Genomic DNA, 20,913 nt, shown 5'->3' on the forward strand with positions numbered 1-20,913 from the left:
TCTGTAAAACCAAAAAGTAAAATAAATTCAAATGACGACTACGAATTGTGATACTTTGAACTACGAATTCCTCGAATGACACTAATCCTTGCAAACCTTGACCTTTGAACTACAAATTTCTTGAATGGCACGAATTATTTAGCAATAAGAATTCGCGCAATTAGAGAAATTCGTAGTGCAGTATTGGTAGTTTACGAATTGACCAGTTATTTATAGTTCTTCCTTAAACTAAAATGCTTATATAATAGGGCACACAGAGTTACGGAGAGGATGGAGATAAAGGCTATGTCACGGAGGTGGGGATGGTACAAAGAGAGAGGGAGGTAAATGCTATGTCACGGAGGGGGGCACACAGAGCGTGGGAGGCGTAGCATACAGCTTCCTAATAACTCTTGAGATAAATGCTTTGAGCATAGAATCTCTAATAAAACAGGCAAACAATCTCCGTCGTTCCACGCACCGACGGTGCCTTCGTGGCTACCAATGTTTTGTTTTAATAACCCTCCGTAGTCTCCATTTCTCTGTGTGACATTTCGTCAGAGACCTATGCTTAGGCGAATCATTATCACTCCCAAACTCTGAATACCCAAGTTTTTGTTATGTGGTATGAGTTGGAGAAATATATAAGGTTGATTGTAATAGATAAAGTTACTCACCCCTTACAGTATTAATTTGGTTATAGAAATCTGTTACTCCGCCAAAAGGCGTTAACCCTGTTACTTTGTCTTATCGTACCCTGTCTACAATCCGTTCGCTTTGTTACCCTGTCTCTTTCCGTACCCTGTCTACAATCCGTTCACTTTGTTACCCTGTCTCTTCCCATACCCTGTCTACAATCCGTTCGCTTTGTTACCCTGTCTTTTCTCATACCCTGTCTACAAGCTGTTCACTTTGTTACCCTGTCTCTTCTCGTACCCTGTCTACAAGCTGTTCACTTTGTTACCCTGTCTCTTTCCTTACCCTGTCCTCGGTTAACACCGTCTTAACAATGCTATTCAGTCAAAACGAAGTTTCCTGTCATTCCTGTCAGCCATTGCCTCCATCTAACTCGTTAGAACACAGTAGGGCTACACGAAATGTTAAAAGTGACAGCAAATAAGAATAAAACTTTTTCTTGTAGTAATGTGTAATAAATCCATTCTTGCGTTGAAAGCCTTTGCTCTCCATGCTTTGAGAGAAGAGTAAGTTTTTTATTTTAATTTTTCTTTGCCTTTTCTTTGTGGGATTTAATATTTATTTTTATCTTTGCACCCAGTTAAGTTAAAATTAACCAGTATTTCAAATGGAAATGATAAAGAATATTATTACGGCTATTGGATGTGACCTCCTCACAAGAGGTGCACAGACATTCTGTGGCGTAATAGATTCTTTAACAAAAAAAGATAGAAAAAAGAGCGAGAATTATTTGGTAGTTCCAAATAATTGTGTACTCTCTCTCTCTCTCTCTCTCTCTCTCATAGGCCAGGCCTAACCTCCCCACTTCTTTCTTCATACGCGTGCGCGCGAGGAGCGCCGTGTGAACCCATGTAGACAAAGGAATTGTAGTGATTTCCCTTTGTCTTTTTTCGTGTGTTGTTTGCTTGATGGCAATAGAGAATTTAGGCAAACAAGTGGTGGGAAAGTAAGACGATAACCCCAACAAATAATCAACTCATAACGATAATCAAAAGTAGAATAAAATAAACATGATGCACGAAGGTGTATCGCTAAACTCAAATGAAAATTATGGAAAAGGTAAAGAGGGCTTACGCACAGCCTGCGTGTGGATTTGTCTGCACAGAAATTGAGACTTTAATGAATCAGGCAAGTGGTTCTGCAGGAACTATTGGTCATGGTAGTCAAGCTGGCGATGCCAAGCAGGCACCGGTCTGGATGGACAATGAAGAGGATGAGGAAGAGGAGAAGTCTTCATGGGTCTCAACGAGAAGAAGCGATTTATGGGATTAATAAATTAAGTAACTAAAGAAACAAAAAGGGAATAATTATGAATAAATCAATGAAACAACTAACGCAATTTGCTGCGTGTGCAGTAGCTGCTCTGTCTGTTGTGGCTTGTTCAAGTGAAGACACCGCACAGCAGGACAATGCAAAGCAGAATACCACTAAGGGAGTTGCTACTTTTGATGGTTCACAGCCAGGTGATGATACACGTGCGTTGACACGTACAACAGCTACCTATACACTTGGTGGCGATGCTAAGGTGTTCTGGACGTTAGCTGATAAGATTTTCGTACAGGACGATGCGAATACTTTCCACCAGAGTGGTGCGGCTAATCTTTATAACCCATCCAATAAAGCAAAAGCAACATTCAGTCTTGCTTCTGGTTCATTTACATTGAACAACCGCGAGGTGCGTTATACAGGTGAGAATGGTACAGACGCTAACACTGTGACCATTGCAACCACACAGACACAGACCACAGCCAACGACTTTAGCCATCTTGGTACATCAGGTGATTGCGGTACTGCAACAGCAACAGGCAGCAATGGTAATTACACCTTTACACTCAACCATAAAGCCAGTTACCTCTGCTTCGTACCACGTTGTATGAATACCGACCTTGGTCCAAATATCAAGTTGACAAAGATTAAGGTAACAGCCGATCAGCCTATCGCAGGTAAGTATGACTTCTCTACAGGAAGCCTTGCACAGAAGGCAGGTGAGACTTATTCAAACACCGTTACGCTTAATACAAGCGACTTCTCACTAAATACAACCACTTCATCTCTCGCCACTAACGGAGCTTATATGGTTGTTGCACCTGGTACCTATAACTTTACAATCACTTATACGATTAAGGACCCTGCTACCAATGTTGAGGGCGATATCGTTAAGACTATTGCAAGTTATAATTGTCAGGAGGGTAAGATAAATGATATTACTGCTAACCTTACTCCAGAGGATTATTCTTCTTTGAAATATTATATGTGGGATGCACAATCTCATTATTGGTTGGGACATGAAGGTGTACAGCCATATCTTAATAAAGCATCTGCAAGTGGCTACCCTACTGCTACTGATGTAAATAGATATTATAACTCAGCTCATTATCCTGCACAAGCAACTAATTCTTGTGCGAACTGTCCAAATGTTAATGAAATAGCATGGTATGTCGATAGGGGGAATCCTCATTTTGAGAGAGTTACTCTCTGGTCTATGCGAGGACATCTTTATATTGGAGGACTTTGGTTGTTGCATAGAAATAATATACCAGGTTTTAGTTCTGTGAAAGCACCAGATGGAATAGATTATGTACACTCTAATACAGATATGTCATTAATGAAAACTCCTACACAAGGAAAGCCAACCAATCTTAGTGATTATTTCTTTTTACCAAGTGCTGGTTATTATGGTAATCCTGAAGGACGTTTTGACGGAATCACTTATGGTGGTTGGTATTGGTCTCGGTCAACATATATGGATACTCCATTTGTAGAATCATATCTATTGCATTTTAGAAGTACTAATCTAAATGTTATTAGATATCAAAGACTTTATGGCTTTAACACGTGGACTGCTCAATAATGATTTATGCCTAAGTTCTTTGGAGTAAATTAGATCTTTGTTAAAGAAAAGCAAACTTTCAGAACTTTATCAACTTATGTGATACTTACATTAATAAAGCATTATATTAACACTTCGGTAATTTAATTTTCGTTTTCTTGCCTCCTAACGTTCCCGTAGCGTTTTGGGGGCAGGTTTTTGTTATGTGGTATGAGTTGGTGATATATAAAAGATAGATGGTAATAGATTAGTCTACTCACCCCTTACAGTATCGGAAGTGCACACTGCCCCCAATGCTTTTTGCGTATTATTATATGAGGTATAAGTTTTTCGTCCTTAAAAGAATCTGTTTTTATCCGATTGCGTTTAACCCTGTTCAAGTATTTTCTTGTCTGTCAAGAAATCCAAGAGTCCGACAGTCAATACTCCGAGTTCGTCTTCCTTGCGGTGGATATCATCACCTACAATGACAATCTTACGGAAGTGGTCATTGATTGACAATAAAGGACGTCGCTCTTGCTGTTCCTTTTCTGGCGTAGGCATGTGAAAGGCTGACTGGATATACACTCTGTATGGAGGGCGGTTCACCACAAAGTCTACCTCCAACTGTTTTCTGACAAACTTACCGTTCTCATCCTTGCCACCAAGTTCAACCAATCCTACGTCCACATTATATCCTCGACTTCGAAGCTCATTATAGATAATGTTTTCCATAATGTGCGTTTCCTCTTGTTGGCGATAGTTGAGAATGGCAGCACGTATGCCGATGTCTGCGAAGTAGTATTTCGTCTCGGTACCAATATATTTTCTTCCTTTCACATCATAGCGCAAAGCTTCTTCTATCAAGAAAGAGTCTTTCAGATAGTCAATGTATTGTTTTATAGTGTCTCTTTTTATGGTTACCCCTTGTGAAGATTGAAAAGTATTGGCTATTCTCGTTGGATTGGTTGACGAACCAATGCCCGAGGCTATTACACGCACCAATTCCTTCATTCCTTCAGGATTACGCAGATGGTTGCGCTCAATTACGTCACGCAGATAGGTAGTTTCATACAGACCACGCAAATAGTCTGTTTTCTTTTCTTCCGTTTCAAGCAAAGCCACCTGTGGCAGTCCTCCAAAAGTATAGTAATCCAACCAAGCTTTGCGTATATCTCCACCAATACCACTAAAGTATTCGTCAAAGGTGAGAGGCCATATGCGTATCTCGTCCCCTCTACCTCGGAACTCAGTCACAACATCACTTGATAGGAAGCGAGAGTTTGAGCCCGACACATACACATCTACATTCCTCATGTGTGTCAAGCTAAGAATAACCTCCACAAATTCTTCTACCAACTGTACCTCGTCCAAGACAATATAATAAGGTTTGCCATCATCCACAACCTTTGAATCTATATAGTCGAGCAAGGTATCAGGCTTCCTCAACCGCCTGTTTCGGAAATCATCAAGTTGTATCTCAATGATGTGACTATCAGTTACCCCATGTTCCAACAGCCAGTTATGCCAGATGTCAAACAGCAGGAAAGACTTTCCACATCGTCTGACACCTGTTATAATCTTCACAAGTCCATTCCCACGTCCTGCGATAAGTTCATCCAAATATTTCTTACGTTCAAATATCATATTAGAGTACTATTTTTGATATTAGTATCATATTTTACACCACAAAGATAACTTTTTTATTTCGAAATACAGCATAACCAATGGAAAACTGCGTTTAAGAAGTATAAAAATGTGATAAAACAGTATGATAGGCTACATTTCTATTGGTTCTTATAGAATAAAAAGGGATGATTGGCAATCATATTCTTTAAGGTAGTCGTTTCAACCGTACCCCTTCATAAATTTCGTCATATAACTTCTATTCACCACATTACGGGGTCGGTTTAAAACGGGGTCTTCAGGATTTTGGAGTGATAAGTTTTGCCACTTGTGTTTAGAGTTTGAAGTAATGTCACACGGAGGCACGGAGCGGACGGAGGATTGTTAGACACATAGTGATAGAAGGCACGGAGGCACCGTCGGTGCATAGAGCGACGGAGCTTGTTAGCCATTTCTATTAGTAATTTATATACAAAGCGTTTACCTCAAAATAGTCATCATGAATCTGTACGCTACACCTCCGTTGCTCTTTGTGCCGTCGGCACCTCCGTGACATTGTGTTACCTCCGTCCCCTCCGTGCCTCTGTGTGCCTATTATATAAGGCTTTTAGTTTCACACTCCATATTTCGGAAGAACCTACCTTATCACTCCCTATTTCGGAAGAAGCTCGTTTCATTCTTTGTTATTAGAGATAAATTCAGTACTTTTGTAACTACATTATAATAGGAGAGAATTATGGAACCATTGGCAGAACGGCTGCGACCACGTAGGCTTGAAGACTATATCGGACAGGAACACCTTGTCGGTGAGGGTGCTGTGCTGCGTCGGATGATTGATTCGGGGCGTATTGCGTCGTTTATCCTATGGGGACCTCCGGGCGTGGGGAAGACCACCTTGGCACAAATCATAGCCCAACGGCTGGAGACACCATTCTTTACGCTCTCGGCAGTGACGAGTGGTGTGAAGGATGTACGTGAGGTTATAGAGCGTGCACAGAGCAATCGTTTCTTCAATTCGGCCTCACCGATCCTCTTTATCGACGAGATTCATCGTTTCTCGAAGTCGCAGCAAGACTCGCTCTTAGGGGCGGTGGAGAAGGGGACAGTCACCCTGATTGGTGCCACAACAGAGAACCCTTCCTTCGAGGTGATACGTCCGTTGCTCTCTCGCTGCCAACTCTATGTGTTGAAATCATTGGAGAAGGCCGACCTGCTGAAGCTCTTGCACCGAGCAGTGACGGAGGATGTCGAACTGAAGAAACGGCATATCGAGTTACGGGAGACGGATGCCATCCTGCGTTATAGCGGTGGTGACGCTCGTAAGTTACTGAATATTCTCGACTTAATCGTGGCTGCCGAGACTGGCGACGACATCGTTGTGACGGATAAGATGGTGGAGGAGCGACTGCAAGAGAACCCCCTGGCCTACGATAAGGGCGGTGAGATGCACTATGATATAGTGTCGGCTTTCATCAAGTCGATACGTGGCTCCGACCCCGATGCGGCCCTCTATTGGATGGCTCGTATGATAGAAGGAGGCGAAGACCCTAAGTTTATTGCGCGTCGTGTCGTTATCAGTGCGGCAGAAGACATCGGACTGGCTAATCCGAATGCGCTTCTTTTGGCCAATGCGGCCTTTGATGCCGTGACGAAGATTGGTTGGCCCGAAGGGAGAATACCCCTGGCTGAGGCGGTGGTCTACCTCGCTCGTTCGAAGAAGGACAACTCTGCTTATAAAGCCATCAATCGAGCGATAGAGTTGGTGCGCCAGACTGGTAATCTGCCTGTGCCTCTCCATCTGCGTAATGCGCCTACTCTGCTGATGAAGGACTTGGGCTATGGCGATGGATATAAGTATCCTCACGACTACGAAGGACATTATGTCAAACAGCAGTATATGCCGGATGAGTTGGTAACCGACTCCACACAGGGACCCCTCCCTAACCCTCCCCGAAAGGGAGGGGACGCCTAACGGAGTGGGACCTCCCCCAACCCCTCCGAGAGAGGGGGGCGCCTAACGGAGTGGTACCTCCCCCAACCCCTCCGAGAGAGGGGGGCGCCTAACGGAGTGTTATCTCCCTATGTTTCCCCTTATGATAATAATAATGTGTAACGAAGGCAACCAAGTGGTAAATCGAAGCCTACCACGTTGTAGCGTAAAGTCAATCACGTTGTAGTCTGAAGCCTATTAAGTGGTAAATCGATGTCTATCACGTTGTAGTACGAAGACTATCATGTTGTAATGCAAAGCCTGCCATGCGGTAAATCGAAGCATATTAAGTTGTACCCCAAACCCAACCAAATTCTACCTCAAACCCAACCAAGCTGTACCCCGTTAGGCACTCCCCTCCTTCGGAGGGGTTAGGGGAGGTCCCCATTGGGGAGGGGTTGGGGGAGAGGTCCTAACACCCAATAAACATGAAAATAGTAATTCTCGACTGCCATGCAGTCAACCCTGGCGACTTGTCATGGGAACCCATCAAAGAGATAGCAGACTGCGTTGTTTATGAACGAACAAAGCAGGATGAAGTCGTTGAACGAGCTAAGGATGCCGACGGTATCCTTATCAATAAGGTGAATATCACACGTGAGCTACTCGACCAACTGCCCCGATTGAAGTATATCGGAGAGCTTGCAACGGGTTATAACAACATCGATGTTGAGGCCGCTCACGAGCGTGGCATCGTCGTTTGTAACATCCCTGCGTATAGCACGGACAGCGTGGCACAACACGTCTTCGCCCTCCTCTTCAACGCTACGACACATGTCGACCACTACGCCGAGGCTGTGCGTCGAGGCGAATGGAGCAAGCAGAAGGACTTTTGTTACTGGGATACGCCCCTCATAGAACTCTCTGGTAAGACCTTAGGTATCGTTGGCTTGGGCCATATTGGGCAGAAGGTGGCTGGGATAGCACATGCGTTAGGGATGGACATCTCGGCTTGCACGAGTAAGAACAGTAGTGACCTTCCTGAGTGTATCCGTAAGACAACCCTCGAGGGACTGCTTAGCACGTCGGATGTCATTACCCTTCATTGTCCGCTGACAGCTGCCAACACACGTATGATTAATGCCGAAACGCTGAAGAATGTGCGCCGAGGTGCAATCTTGATCAACACTGGCCGAGGTGGACTCATCGACGAACAAGCTGTTGCTGATGCTCTGAAGAGTGGACAACTCAGTGCTTACTGTGCCGACGTGATGACCGATGAGCCACCACACAACGATAATCCGCTCTTCAATCAGCCGAATGCTTATATCACTCCTCATATCGCTTGGGCTACACGCGAAGCACGCGAACGCCTCATGAATATCTGTGTTGAGAATATAAAAAAGTTCATCGAAGGAGAACCACAGAATAGGGTTTGATGAGTGATGGGTGTTAAATGTTAGGGTGATGGGTGTTAAGTGTTAGGGTGATGGGTGTTAAATGTTAGGTGTTGATGGCTTGCGATGCAGCTTTCCGCTGACAGGCTTGTATACCCAAAACACCCTGCTGTTAGGGTGATGGGTGTTAAATGTTAGGTGTTGATGGCTTGCGTTGCAGCATTTTCCCGTCCCCTTTCGCTGAAATAAGGCCTTTAAGGCATCTTTTAGTTAGTTTTCATAGACAAAAATGTTATACACTGACCCACATCTTGTCCGTACGCTGCAGGTGATACTGGAGTTTCTTGGGACATTTGCGTTTGCCATATCGGGTATCCGACACGCCGCACAAAAACACTTCGATTGGTTCGGAGGGTATGTGTGTGGCTTTGCCGTCGCCATCGGGGGCGGTACCATTCGTGACACCATGTTAGGAGTACGACCCTTCTGGATGACTAACATCATGTATGTGCTATGTACGGGTCTGGCCCTCTTCTTGGTTATCTTGTCACGACGATGGATTAAACGACTTAGCAACGCATGGTTTGTTTTCGACACACTCGGCCTTGCCCTCTTCACGATAGCGGGTATTCAGAAGACTGTCGCACTCGGTTATCCCTTCTGGGTGGCTATCATCATGGGCTGCATAACCGGTGTGGCGGGTGGTGTCATCCGTGATGTACTCCTAAACAATATCCCTGTTATCTTCCACAAGGAAATCTATGCCGTAGCAAGTGTGGGCGGTGGACTCATCTATTGGGGCCTCTTCGCGCTCGGTATGTCGCTTCCTCTGACCGTCATCATCACCTTCGTCGCCATCTGTATAATTCGTTTTATTGCAGTGGGTTACCATATCTCGCTGCCAACCCTGCAAGATGAAGATGAAAAAAAAGAGTAAAAAAGATAGTAAAACATTTGGTGGTTTGGGGAAAAAGTCCTACCTTTGCACTCGCAATTCAGCAATGAAGCCATTCATTACTCCACTTGCAACCATAACAATGGTTCCGTAGCTCAACTGAATAGAGCACTTGACTACGGATCAAGAGGTTACAGGTTTGAATCCTGTCGGAATCACTTAAGGACACTCGTAAGGGTGTCCTTTTTTTTGTGTGGGTATAAGGAAGCCTCACCCCCAACCCCTCTCCGAATGGAGAGGGGAGTGATCACCGAGATACCCCCATGCTTAGCTAAATTTAATCTTTAATTTCGTTGTAACGATTTTTCGCTTCCCTAACACGTAATACATGCTTTTGATGGTTATAGAAGAGGCTTTTCTACGTTTGAGAACATGCCTTTCTTGTCACAAGAAGGGCGTTTTCAACGAGCAAGAAGGGCATATACTCGAACGCAGAACGTAACAAGCTGATTACTTGTGGGTTATATCCTCGATTATAGGCGATGATAGCTGTGTGTTGTGAGGGTGGTCAGCTTGGTGGGTTGTAAGGATTTTTTATGGGAGTTATCATGCTAAAATACATAAAAATAAAAGCAGAGTATATTGGTCAGTTGGCAAGTTAGCGAGTAGATAAGTAGATATGTTGTTTGTAATAAGAGACAGGATGATATAGGAATAAGCTTTTTTATTTAACTCATCAAAATGCTCATAAGTGAACTGTTTATATGTTTCATTCTTATTATTTCATTGTTTTCTGCAAGTCAATTTATTCCCTTTATATCAAGCAACTGGTCTACTCGTCCACTGGTCTACTCATTGGTTTGTTTTTAGTTGAATATATTAAATACCAGTAAATATTTATCTTATCGCCAAAGCGGTTCGTTGTCCCATCCTGTTGGGAAGCCCATTGCAGCTACATCTACATTAGGATAGGAAATCAGTAGTAGCTTTAGTTGTTTTTTGAAACTATTGTTTGGGTGAATAGTATTTTGTAGGTATGCTAAGCAACAAAGCTGAGCATACAATTTATTATTGGAGACTTCGGTAGGATTTATCCAATCTCCATTAAGCGTTTCTGGTAGTTTTGGCTGAATAGGATAAGCTCTATTCCAAGTCCTTGAGTGATGAGCCAGATTGTTGCGGAGAGTAACTGCACATTTACACCAGCTTTCTAATATCTTGTGTTGTGGTAAATTAAACTCTCGTGCAATGCTTTTTTTTATCTTTGTATTCGATAGATTGCATAAGATACGTGATAGAGTACCGAAGGAAACCACCTCTAAACTCTTCCAAACAGGAGGTATTATTGGGTTAGAGTATTTGTTTAAATGCTCCTGTATGAACTCTTCTTTTGAGCGGAACACTTCCTGTTGGATGCGAATAGAGCAATCGGTGAAAACCTTCTTGTCTGTAAATAGCTCCCTATCCAGTATCCAAAAAGCACCATAAGCCATCGAGAAGTGATGAATAAGTTTTGATCGAAGGGCTATTTCAAAGCTTTGTATGGCAGTGAAAAGCAAAGCTCTTAGTTGCTTATCAAAGTGATAAAGCTTGATGGCATTATCGAAATGGCTGTTAGACTTAAATATGTGAGATGCTTTATCTTGCTCCATTGGGCGGAGATAGTTCGCCAAACGGAAATAACTCATGATTTGTAACTGTGTCAAAGCTTCATTATCATTTTTAATGATAAGCCCTCTATCTTTCAGCATCTGGAGTATCTGAAGATAATCCAAAGGTTGTTTTGTGTAATTCATAAGCGTATAAAAAGCAAAAGTTCCACCCTGGTACGCATTCTTAAGAGGCGTGGTGGAAACTGTCGCTGCAAAGATATATCTTTTATTTTAGTCTTGCAAGCGTTTTAGAATAAATTTTCGAAAATCAATGAATTAGGTGGGTTGAGATGGTATTGGCGTGGTTGTGTTTCTACTAATCACGTTTATTTGTAAACTGTTTTTATGTGTCTTGCATGGAGTATATGCTTTTCAAGATAGAAGAAGAGGCCTTTCTACGTCTGAGAACATGCTCTTCTTGCCATGAGAAGGGCGTTTTCTACGAGCAAGAAGGGCATATACTCGAACGCAAAACATAACACGCTGATTACTTGTGGGTTATATCCTCGGTTGTAGGCGATGATAGCTGTGTGTTTTGAGGGTGGTCGGCTTGGTGGGTTGTAAGGATTTTTCGTCATCCTGCTGACTTGTTTCAGATAAGGGAGTAGTATGTGAGGTTACCCCTACTGGCCTGCTTGTGTGGGGCATGAGAAGGTTTCTCTTTCACGCTGGTGACTTTTTTCTCTCACAGAGCGCACGGAGGTCACGGAGGTTTTAAGCGCACAGTTTCGAGCTCACAGAACGCCTTCGGCATACAGAGTTCACAGAGCGTTACTGCCAAAGATGGCTGTAAGGTTCTGTGATATCGGTTGACTTAATGTCTCTGTGGAATGCTGTGTGTTCTGTTCTTCTGTGTTTTTCTGTGAGAAAAAGAATGCACCCACTCTATGAGATGACACACAAACAACACGCTGGGGAGTTTTTTCTCTCACAGAGCGCACGGAGGTCACGGAGGTTTTAAGCGCACAGTTTCGAGCCCACAGAAGGCCTTCGGCATACAGAGTTCACAGAGCGTTACTGCTAAAGGTGGCTGTAAGGTTCTGTGATATCGGTTGACTTAATGTCTCTGTGGAATGCTGTGTATTCTGTTCTTCTGTATTCTTCTGTGAGAAATAGCACACCCCTCTCTACTTCTGATGTTTATATACAACGTAGAAGAAGATACATAATGCGATGTCAGAGATGAGGCTCCCAAAGGCGCTAAGAAATGGTGAATACGTATATACTAAATTCAGTGGGAAGAAATCAAAGGTATCTACAAAGAATGAAATGATACCTGTGTTGTAGGCCAAAAAGTAAAGAGAAATCACAAGACTGGTGATTGCACCAATCAAGCCAATTAATGTTGCTGTTTTAATTTTCATATTCTGTTTGTTTTAGTTAATATCTTCTCAGCCTCAAAGATGGGTGTTAGGTGATGGGTGTTAGGTGTTGATGATTAGCGATAGAAGCGTCGAAGCGGGTCCACACCTTCATCAAGACATAAGCAGCTTCATAGGGGTATCTCGGTGATCACGCCCCTCCCTTTGGGGGAGGGGACGGGGGAGGGGCCACTATCTCATAGGGGTATCTCGGTAATCACGCCCCTCCCTTTGGGGGAGGGGACGGGGGAGGGGCCACTACTCCATAGGGGTATCTCGGTGATTACGCCCCTCCCTTCGGGGGAGGGGACGGGGGAGGGGCCACTGCTAATACACCTTACGTCCTCTCCCTTCCTTATCCTTCACGATAACTATCTGGCGTCGTCCTGTCTGTTGAGGGTTGGTTTTTATGCCAGAGAGGGTGTAGGCAGCAGACGGCTGAGCGGCATTGTCAGCAGGGAGCGAGGTGATGGCTGCAGTTGTATTCAGCGGTGTATAGCGGAAAGAGATAGTGTTATCGTGGTTCTTCGCAATCCCTGTTATACCCGCTAAGTCCGTCACTCTATAGTTCGTATAGAAGCTAAGGCGGGGGTCGGTAGTGCTCGTCAGACTATTGTTCAAGGCCGTTGGGAAAGGGTCATTGTCCTGTGAGTCACTATCGAGGATGCCATCCGCAGGCACTATCGTGAACCGTGGATGACGCTGAGAGGCAGCCGCATTGAGATTGTTCATCCTCCACGCCGCCGCATCATAGTCCACATGGAACACCATCAGGCCGTGGGCAGGCAGCTCACTGTCCCATCTGTAGGGCGTACGGTTCTCTAAGATATAATACTCATCCTTGTTGTCAGGGTTATAGAGGACGTACGCCTCACCACCTTCCGACAGTCCTTTCATATCCTTCACGTCCACGGCAGCATTGCCGAGGGTGGTAGGCTTCAGCCAACCCATGAACGCCTTCTCGTAAGCATCATATCCTGCAGGCACCGTGCCGATACCCGTTCCACCATAAACATTTACTAAACTCTCTGGTCCACCATTGTAGCTACCGCCACACATAAGGTCGTATCGTCCCGAGCCAACGTTCGTTCCGCCCCTTGTATCATAGAAGTCAGGGAGCCCTAAGCAGTGAGAAAACTCATGACAGATGGTTCCTATGCCCGAATAATACAGTCGTTGCATACCGTTGACTTGTGCTCTAATAATCTCATTACTACAAGCGTAGGTGTCAATCGTCTGTCCATTGAAATGGAGCGCACTCAGTCCTGCGTCCGTGAGCGAATACTTATGTGGCCAAACCGTGTCTGCATTGCCACCCGTAGCCTCGCCTTCACCCGCATAGATAACGTAGACCTGTTCCACTTCTCCGTCTCCGTCCCAGTCGTAGCGACGCCAGTCTACCTGCTCTTTGACGGCTTTACAAGCGTCGATAATCATCTGTGGCGCATTAGCATCGTTCATGTTCTGCGTGTGTTCACCGTAGTATTTATGCGGATGAGCCAACTTCACGGGTCCAATGACATCAAAGGTAAGGTCGAACCTACCGTTGCTCTGGTCCTTGAAATAGTCGTGCACACTCCCGATAGCACCATTGTCGTTCTTATACCCCTCCTCGTTAAGCATCTTCTCATAGAGGGTCTTGATGTCAGACTCACGTGGTCGGAGTGTGAGAACATTCTGTGGATTGGTGAAGGACTTGTCTGCGAACTCCACCAAGATGACGAGTCCCTTCTTACTTCCCTCCCATGTCGTCCCATCACTGAGTCCGAAAGGCTTCGAGCTGACCTGCTGTTCCTTGTTTCTCTGCAGTTGTCTTACCTCCTCCAGAGCGGCCGCAGCGAGGTCCTCACGGCCGTGTCTTAGTTCTTTATTATGTGCCAGAACCGCCGAGGCCACCAACTGCTGGCCAACAATATGGGCATAGTAGTAGTTGCCACGATAGGGCACAAGGGGAATACCATCCTCTGTCATGGCATAGTTAAAATGCTCATCACCGACGGTCATCACCTTCAGTAACGTGCCATCGGCCTGCTTAACTGTTCGCCAAATCGCCATCGCTGGTATGGCAAACGATGATGACGCGATGAGCAATCCAGCAAGGAGTGTAAATATCTTCTTCATCTTCTTGTCCTTAAAATGATTTCTATTAGATTATTGATAAAATGTAACTATCTCACAATAGATGGCTACAAAGATAAAGAAAAATATAGAGAAAGGAAAGGATTCGGTATGGTTTTCTGATGGGGAGGGATGTTGGGTGATGGTTGTTAGGTGTTGATGATTAGTTAAAGATGGGTGGTGGGTGATAGGTATTGGCTGTAACGTTCTGTGTTATCGGTTGACTTAATGTCTCTGTGGGCCTTTGTGTGTTCTGTTCTTCTGTGTAAATCTGTGAGAAATAGAACAATTGCGAGACTCGCTGGGGAGTTCTTTCTCTCACAGAGCACACAGAGTTAACAGAGCCTTTTTGCGCACAGTATCGAGCACACAGAAGGCCTCCGGCATACAGAGTTCACAGAGCATTACTGCTAAAGAAGGGTGTTGGGTGATAGTTGTTAGGTGTTGATGATTAGCCATAGGGGTATCTCGGTGATTACGCCCCTCCCTTTGGGGGAGGGGAAGGGGGAGGGGCCTCTGACCCACAGAACGCCTCCGGCATACAGAGAACACAGAGCGTTTCAGCTTTCGTTGGGTGTGATGTATGTGAGAGAGGAGAGTTCATGTGATGATAAATAATCCTTACAACCCACCAAGCTGACAACCCTCACAACACGCATATATCATCATCTACAACCAAGGATATAACCCACAAGAAATCAGTGTGTTACGTTTTGCATTCGAGTATATGCCCTTCTTGCTCGTAGAAGACGCCCTTCTTGACGCAAGAAGGGCATGTTCTCGAACGTAGAAAAGCCTCTTCTTGTAGCATACTCAGCCTTTTCTCGAAAAGAGAAGGGAATAGCCTGCGAAATATCTTGACATTTCCTATTTACATGGTTAGTACTCTATCTCTCAAAGAGGACCTTTCTTTCTCTCACGAAGGACCTTTCTTTCTCTCACAGAGAAACACAGAAGAACAGAATACACAAAGGCCCACAGAGACATTAAGTCAACCGATTTCACAGAACCTTACAGCCAACGTTAGCTAATCATCAACACCTAATACCCAACACCCAACACCCACCTTTAGCAGTAACGCTCTGTGACCTCTGTATGCCGGAGGCCTTCTGTGGGCTCGAAACGTGCGCAAAAAGGCTCTGTTAACTCTGTGCGCTCTGTGAGAGAAAAACTCCCCAACGATTCTCATGGGTCTTATCTCATAGCGAGGGGGCGTTCTATTTCTCACAGATTTACACAGAAGAACAGAACACACAAAGTTTCACAGAGACATTAAGTCAACCGATTTCACAGAACCTTACAGCCACCTTTAGCAGTAACGCTCTGTGAACTCTGTATGCCGGAGGCGTTCTGTGCGCTCGAAACTGTGCGCAAAAAGGCTCTGTTAACTCTGTGCGCTCTGTGAGAGAAAATACTCCCCAGCGAGTTGTTTGTGTGTCATCTCATCAAGTGGGTGCGTTCTATTTCTCACAGAAAAACACAGATGAACAGAACACACAAAGGCCCACAGAGACATTAAGTTAACCGATTTCACAGAACCTTACAGCCACCTTTAGCAGTAACGCTCTGTGTTCTCTGTATGCCGGAGGCCTTCTGTGGGTTCGAAACTGTGCGCAAATGGGTTCTGTTATATCTGTGAGTTCTGTGAGAGATAATATTCCCACCGAATTAAGCTATGCATGGATAGGCTCTGTTATATCTGTGAGTTCTGTGAGAGAAAAACATCGATACACCTCTAAATGACGCTGAACAAGGTGCAACACGAAGTCTACATCCAACTCATAGGGGTATCTCGGTGATTACGCCCCTCCCTTTTGGGGAGGGGATGGGGGAGGGGCCAGCTGTGGACGGTGTTGTGGCCGCCTGTGGAGTGCAGTGTGTCCTTCTTTCTCTTTAAGATTTCTTTTCCCCTATTAGTTTGCCATCTAACCATTTATGCCTACCTTTGCAACCGAAAAGAAAGGGGTAGATTATTATTAAGACAATCACGTCATATCATCAAACTTATATATGAAGAAACTCATTTTACTTACGTTCCTTTGTGTTATAACGATTATTTCACAGGCACAAACAAGTCTTGTTGACTATCTCACAACGGCTATGCCTAAGCGCGAGACACGTGCCGTCTGGTTGACAACACTCGCCAACCTCGATTGGCCAAAGACCTACGCTACATCGCCTGAGCGCATTGAGCAACAGAAACAAGAGCTCGTCGATATCCTCGACAAATACCAGAAGGCAAATATCAACACCGTTCTCTTGCAGGCACGAGTGCGTGCGGCAACGATTTACCCATCCGTTCTCGAACCATGGGACAAGTGTATTTCGGGCGTGGAGGGCGGCGTGCCGGGTGGTGACTACGACCCGCTGGCCTTCGCAGTGGCCGAGTGTCACAAGCGAGGGATGGAGATTCACGCCTGGATAGCCACTATTCCGGTAGGTGCAAAGAGTTCGCTTGGGTGCAGAACACTGATGAAAAAGGGCTTCCGCATACGTAGCTTCTCCACAGGATCGTATCTCGACCCCTCCGACCCGTCTGTGGCTCCCTATCTGGCAAGCATCTGTGGGGAGATTGTAAGGAATTATGATGTCGATGGAATCAACCTTGATTACATCCGATACCCCGATGGCTGGCCCCGTCCTTCCTATCGTCTGGGCGACACACCCGACCAGCGTCGTAGCAACATAACGGCCATCGTCAGGGCTATCCACGATGAGGTGAAGGCCATCAAACCATGGGTGAAGATGTCGTGCTCGCCCATCGGGAAGCATGCCGACCTCGGTCGATATAGTTCAAAGAATTTCAATGCACACGACAGGGTGTCTCAGGAGGCACAAGAATGGCTCCGACAGGGGTTGATGGACCAGCTTTATCCGATGCAATACTTCCGTGGTGACAATTATTACCCGTTCCTTGCCGACTGGATGGAGAACCGTTATCAACGTGAGATCGTCTCTGGCTTGGGTACTTACTTCCTTGATCCACGAGAGGGAAATTGGACTTTAAGCGACCTGACTCGCCAGATGTACGTCAGTCGTAACCTCGGTGCGGGACACGCTCATTTCCGTTCTTTCTTCCTCACAAGCAACAAACAGGGGGTCTACGACTTTGAGAAGCAGTTTAATGCGGCGTTGGCTCTCCCTCATGCGATGGTGACGACTGCGCCAAAGGGTGCTGCACCGGTTGCGGCAGGGGCGTCGCTGGTGGTGAGAAACGACGATAAGTCGGTGGTAATAAGGTGGAAATCGGTGGCTCCATACTATAATATTTACGTCAGCAACACCTACCCTGTCAACACTGACGACCCTCGTAACCTGCTCTTCGCACGCTATGTCGGACAGTCGTTGAGGCTGAAGAATGTTGGTTCTGACCTCTTCTTCGCTGTGAGGGGAATGAGTCGTTATGGCGTTGAGACGCCTGCCTTGCAGGAGGTTGATAATGCTGTTTCGCTCGCTCCGTCGCATGTCTCCTTGCTTGCTAACGATGGTAACACGCTCAGTCTGCCTGCTGCTGCTAAGCTGACGGATGCCGACCATTATGTTGTACTTACCTTGCAGGGGTCGGCTGTGCGCTCTGTCAAGGCGAAGACCATACATAATAACCAGCTGAACATCGCCTCGCTGCCCAATGGCATGTACTCCCTCCAGGTCTGGGGACATAAGAAACGCAGCTTCCGAGTGGGATATTTCATGGTTAGACGGGGTAGCTGAGAGACAGGGGAACCGTGGGTAGGAGAAGACAGGGTAACAGAGTAGGGGAGACAGGGTAACAGAGTAAGGGAGAGAGTACGACTGGCCCCTCCCCCGAAACGACTGGCCCCTCCCCCGGCCCCAGCTGGCCCCTCCCCCGGCCCCTCCCCCGAAGGGAGGGGAGTAGTATGTGAGGTTACCCCTATTGGGCTGCTTGTGTGGGGTGTGGGGAGGTTTTTCTCTCACAAAAAACATTCTTATCTTTCATGGTGGATATTTTTTCCTCTCACAGAGCGCACAGAGTTCACGGAGCTTTTTGGCGCTCATTTCGAACCCACAGAAGGCCTCTGGCATACAGAGTTCACAGAGCGTTACTGCCAAAAAAGGGTGTTGGGTGATAGTTGTTAGGTGTTGATGATTAGCCATAGGGGTATCTCGGTGATCACTCCCCTTCCCTTCGGGGGAGGGGACGGGGGAGGGGCCAGCTGGGGAAGGGGGAGGGGCCAGCATTAGTAGGAACACTAACCATGCAAATAGGAAATGTCAAGATATTTCGTAGGCTGTCCCTCTCTACAATCGAGTCGGGGCCGAGTATGAAGCAAGAAGAGGCCCTTCTGCGTTCAAGAACATGCTCTTCTTGGTCCAAGAAGGGCGTCTTCTACGAGCAAGAAGGGCATGGTCTTATGTGCTAAGTATAACTTTCTGATTTCCTGTAGGTTATAAAAGCAATCGCAAGGTACGTTATACTCTTATTTAGAGGAAGTTTCTTTCTTTACAATGTAATGATTTTTTATCACTCTATAAATTCTCCTCTTTCCCAATTTTTACCCAACCTTCAGCAGTAACGCTCTGTGAACTCTGTATGCCGGAGGCGTTCTGTGGGCTCGAAACAGTGCGCCAAAAAGCTCCGTGAACTCTGTGCGCTCTGTGAGAGAAAGAAATATCCAGCATAAAAGAAATGACTCCCCACGACTCTCAAGTGCGTTCTTTTTCTCACAGAAAAACACAGATGAACAGAACACACAGCATCTCACAGAGACATTAAGTCAACCGATATCACAGAACGTTACAGCTAATCTTAGTTGAAAGGCCTCTGTGAACTCTGTATGCCGGAGGCGTTCTGTGGGTTCGAAACTGTGCGCCTAAAAGCTCCGTGAACTCTGTGAGCTCTGTGAGAGATAAAACTCCCCAGCGAGTTGTTTGTGTGTTGTATCATACATTGGGAGCGTTCTATTTCTCACAGAAGAACACAGAAGAACAGACCACACAAAGCTTCACAGAGACATTAAGTCAACCGATATCACAGAACGTTACAGCTAATCTTAGTTGAAAGGCCTCTGTGAACTCTGTATGCCGAAGGCCTTCTGTGGGTTCGAAACTGTGCGCAAATATGTTCTGTTAAATCTGTGTGTTCTGTGAGAGAAAAAACTCTATGACATGTGTAAGCAGCCCAGTAGGGGTAACCTCACATACTACTCCCCTCTCCATTCGGAGAGGGGTTGGGGGTGAGGCCTCTGTGCGCTCTGTGAGAGATAAAACTCTGCAGCGAGTTGTTTGTGTGTCATCTCATCAGGAGAGGTGACTATAAAGTTCTTAGATAGAACCTCTTTTTTATTAATCAAGTCCTATCACTTGATTCCTCAAAAATGCCATGAATATAGCGAAAGCTCGTAAACTTCGACTTACGAAACGGAGCGTTACCTCCTTCCCCTCACATATCTCTCATACAGGGGACGGAAGGTGGGGGGAATGGGGTGGGTCTTGGCTTGTTGTGAGAGGAACTCTATGGCTGCTTCTCGGTTGAAGGAGTCGGCTGTTGGGGAGAGTATCTTTTGGAAGAGCTGAAGGCTCCATGGGGAGGGATAGGCCCATAGCAAGGGGAGGATACCACCTACGTAGGCGTCTTGCTGACTGAGGGCGGCATGGCAGGCAGACTTGGCATACCACTCAAAAGAGGGGTCGTTCCATGTGGTGACGGCCTCACATCCTGCGTCGCTGGCCATTCCCTCTCGTTTCATATTGGCTTTTAGCAACCTGTTCATACGCTCGCGGTCGTTCGGATTCTTATACTTTGCGAGGAGAGGAAGGACGGCATCGTTGCCTTTGTCGGCCTGCTCAACAACCGTGGGATAGTAGGTCTTTTTGGGTTTGAAGTCTATTACCAACCCGTCAGCAAACCCTTGTGGCTTCGAGTAGTCGAAGAAGATGAGGCTATCGAGGGCGTTACGTAGGGGGGCGGAGAGCTTGAGCTGGCTGTGGTCGTAGCCGTAGACGATGATAGCAGCACGGTTATAGGGTTCGTCGTAGCCGCAGCAACCAGACATGAAGTCTACGTGTGTCGTGTCGCTAAATGCCTGTCTCAATACGTCAAGTGCTTGGTTATCACCCTTATAGAGTAGGACTCGGAAGGCCCACAGGCGTGCTATGTGGGATGTGTCGGTGTTGGCAATGTCGACTAACTGGTCGGTTGTGGTGTGACGACTTAGTTGGTTGGCATAGACAAATTGCTTGGATGGTGTGCCAGCGACGCCTATCCCTCGTGAAAGAGCCATGTAACGGCAGCGGTGGAGGGAGTCAAGAGCTATCTTGGCGGTGTCAGACAGCTGTGCAGATGGTCGTGCACAAGCGCTATGGCTACCGACAAAAAGAGCCAAAAGGAGCAACGACAGGATAGCGTGGGCAGCCCTCTTGAAGACAGAATAACCCGTGGAAAGATGGAGACAGGGTATGGGAGACAGGGTAACAAAGTAAGACATATTT

Annotated in this window: 12 protein-coding genes and 1 tRNA gene; 8 read left to right on the forward strand and 5 right to left on the reverse strand. The window is 45.9% G+C overall.

Features of this window, described 5'->3' with window-relative positions; all coding sequences use genetic code 11:
- The first annotated feature begins 1,282 nt into the window (after positions 1 to 1,282).
- From AXF23_RS02480 to AXF23_RS02490, 3 genes are all read left to right on the forward strand, one after another.
- A complete protein-coding gene (locus AXF23_RS02480) occupies positions 1,283 to 1,471 on the forward strand; it encodes a hypothetical protein (protein ID WP_107624181.1) in 189 nt (62 codons plus the stop codon).
- A 254-nt stretch (positions 1,472 to 1,725) separates the two neighbouring features.
- Entirely contained in the window at positions 1,726 to 1,947 is a 222-nt protein-coding gene (locus AXF23_RS02485; protein WP_089366854.1) for a hypothetical protein, read from the forward strand.
- Positions 1,948 to 1,984: 37 nt separating this feature from the next.
- A complete protein-coding gene (locus tag AXF23_RS02490; protein WP_146156722.1) occupies positions 1,985 to 3,526 on the forward strand; it encodes a hypothetical protein in 1,542 nt (513 codons plus the stop codon).
- A gap of 345 nt (positions 3,527 to 3,871) precedes the next feature.
- On the opposite strand, the gene AXF23_RS02495 is transcribed toward AXF23_RS02490, so the two are convergent.
- A complete protein-coding gene (locus tag AXF23_RS02495) occupies positions 3,872 to 5,131 on the reverse strand; it encodes an ATP-binding protein (RefSeq protein WP_107624183.1) in 1,260 nt (419 codons plus the stop codon).
- Between the two features lie 715 nt (positions 5,132 to 5,846).
- Between AXF23_RS02495 and AXF23_RS02500 the strand changes: the two genes are divergently transcribed.
- From AXF23_RS02500 to AXF23_RS02515, 4 genes are all read left to right on the forward strand, one after another.
- Positions 5,847 to 7,082, forward strand: a complete 1,236-nt coding sequence (locus tag AXF23_RS02500) for a replication-associated recombination protein A (RefSeq protein ID WP_107624184.1) — start codon at positions 5,847 to 5,849, stop codon at positions 7,080 to 7,082.
- Positions 7,083 to 7,528: 446 nt separating this feature from the next.
- Complete coding sequence (locus AXF23_RS02505; protein ID WP_107624185.1) at positions 7,529 to 8,479, forward strand: D-2-hydroxyacid dehydrogenase; 951 nt, start codon at positions 7,529 to 7,531, stop codon at positions 8,477 to 8,479.
- 247 nt (positions 8,480 to 8,726) lie between these two features.
- A complete protein-coding gene (locus tag AXF23_RS02510; protein ID WP_009013381.1) occupies positions 8,727 to 9,374 on the forward strand; it encodes a trimeric intracellular cation channel family protein in 648 nt (215 codons plus the stop codon).
- A gap of 102 nt (positions 9,375 to 9,476) precedes the next feature.
- Positions 9,477 to 9,550: transfer RNA gene (locus AXF23_RS02515), tRNA-Arg, on the forward strand.
- Between the two features lie 684 nt (positions 9,551 to 10,234).
- Here AXF23_RS02515 and AXF23_RS02520 read toward each other — a convergent pair.
- From AXF23_RS02520 to AXF23_RS02535, 3 genes are all read right to left on the reverse strand, one after another.
- Positions 10,235 to 11,128, reverse strand: a complete 894-nt coding sequence (locus AXF23_RS02520) for an Abi family protein (RefSeq protein ID WP_233251225.1) — start codon at positions 11,126 to 11,128, stop codon at positions 10,235 to 10,237.
- Positions 11,129 to 12,111: 983 nt separating this feature from the next.
- On the reverse strand, positions 12,112 to 12,348 hold the full coding sequence (locus AXF23_RS02530) for a hypothetical protein (RefSeq protein ID WP_107624186.1): 237 nt from the start codon (positions 12,346 to 12,348) through the stop codon (positions 12,112 to 12,114).
- A 324-nt stretch (positions 12,349 to 12,672) separates the two neighbouring features.
- The gene (locus AXF23_RS02535) at positions 12,673 to 14,466 is read right to left on the reverse strand and encodes a M6 family metalloprotease domain-containing protein (RefSeq protein WP_107624187.1); all 1,794 of its coding nucleotides are present in this window, start codon (positions 14,464 to 14,466) and stop codon (positions 12,673 to 12,675) included.
- A 2,007-nt stretch (positions 14,467 to 16,473) separates the two neighbouring features.
- On the opposite strand from AXF23_RS02535, the gene AXF23_RS02550 reads away from it, so the two are divergent.
- Positions 16,474 to 18,174, forward strand: a complete 1,701-nt coding sequence (locus tag AXF23_RS02550) for a glycoside hydrolase family 10-like protein (protein WP_107624188.1) — start codon at positions 16,474 to 16,476, stop codon at positions 18,172 to 18,174.
- A gap of 1,676 nt (positions 18,175 to 19,850) precedes the next feature.
- Here AXF23_RS02550 and AXF23_RS02565 read toward each other — a convergent pair.
- Positions 19,851 to 20,909 (reverse strand): hypothetical protein, encoded by a 1,059-nt coding sequence (locus tag AXF23_RS02565; RefSeq protein WP_107624190.1) that lies wholly within the window; start codon positions 20,907 to 20,909, stop codon positions 19,851 to 19,853.
- Positions 20,910 to 20,913 lie beyond the last annotated feature (4 nt).

The sequence above is a fragment of the Prevotella sp. oral taxon 313 genome (genome assembly GCF_003043935.1).
GTDB lineage: Bacteria > Bacteroidota > Bacteroidia > Bacteroidales > Bacteroidaceae > Prevotella > Prevotella jejuni.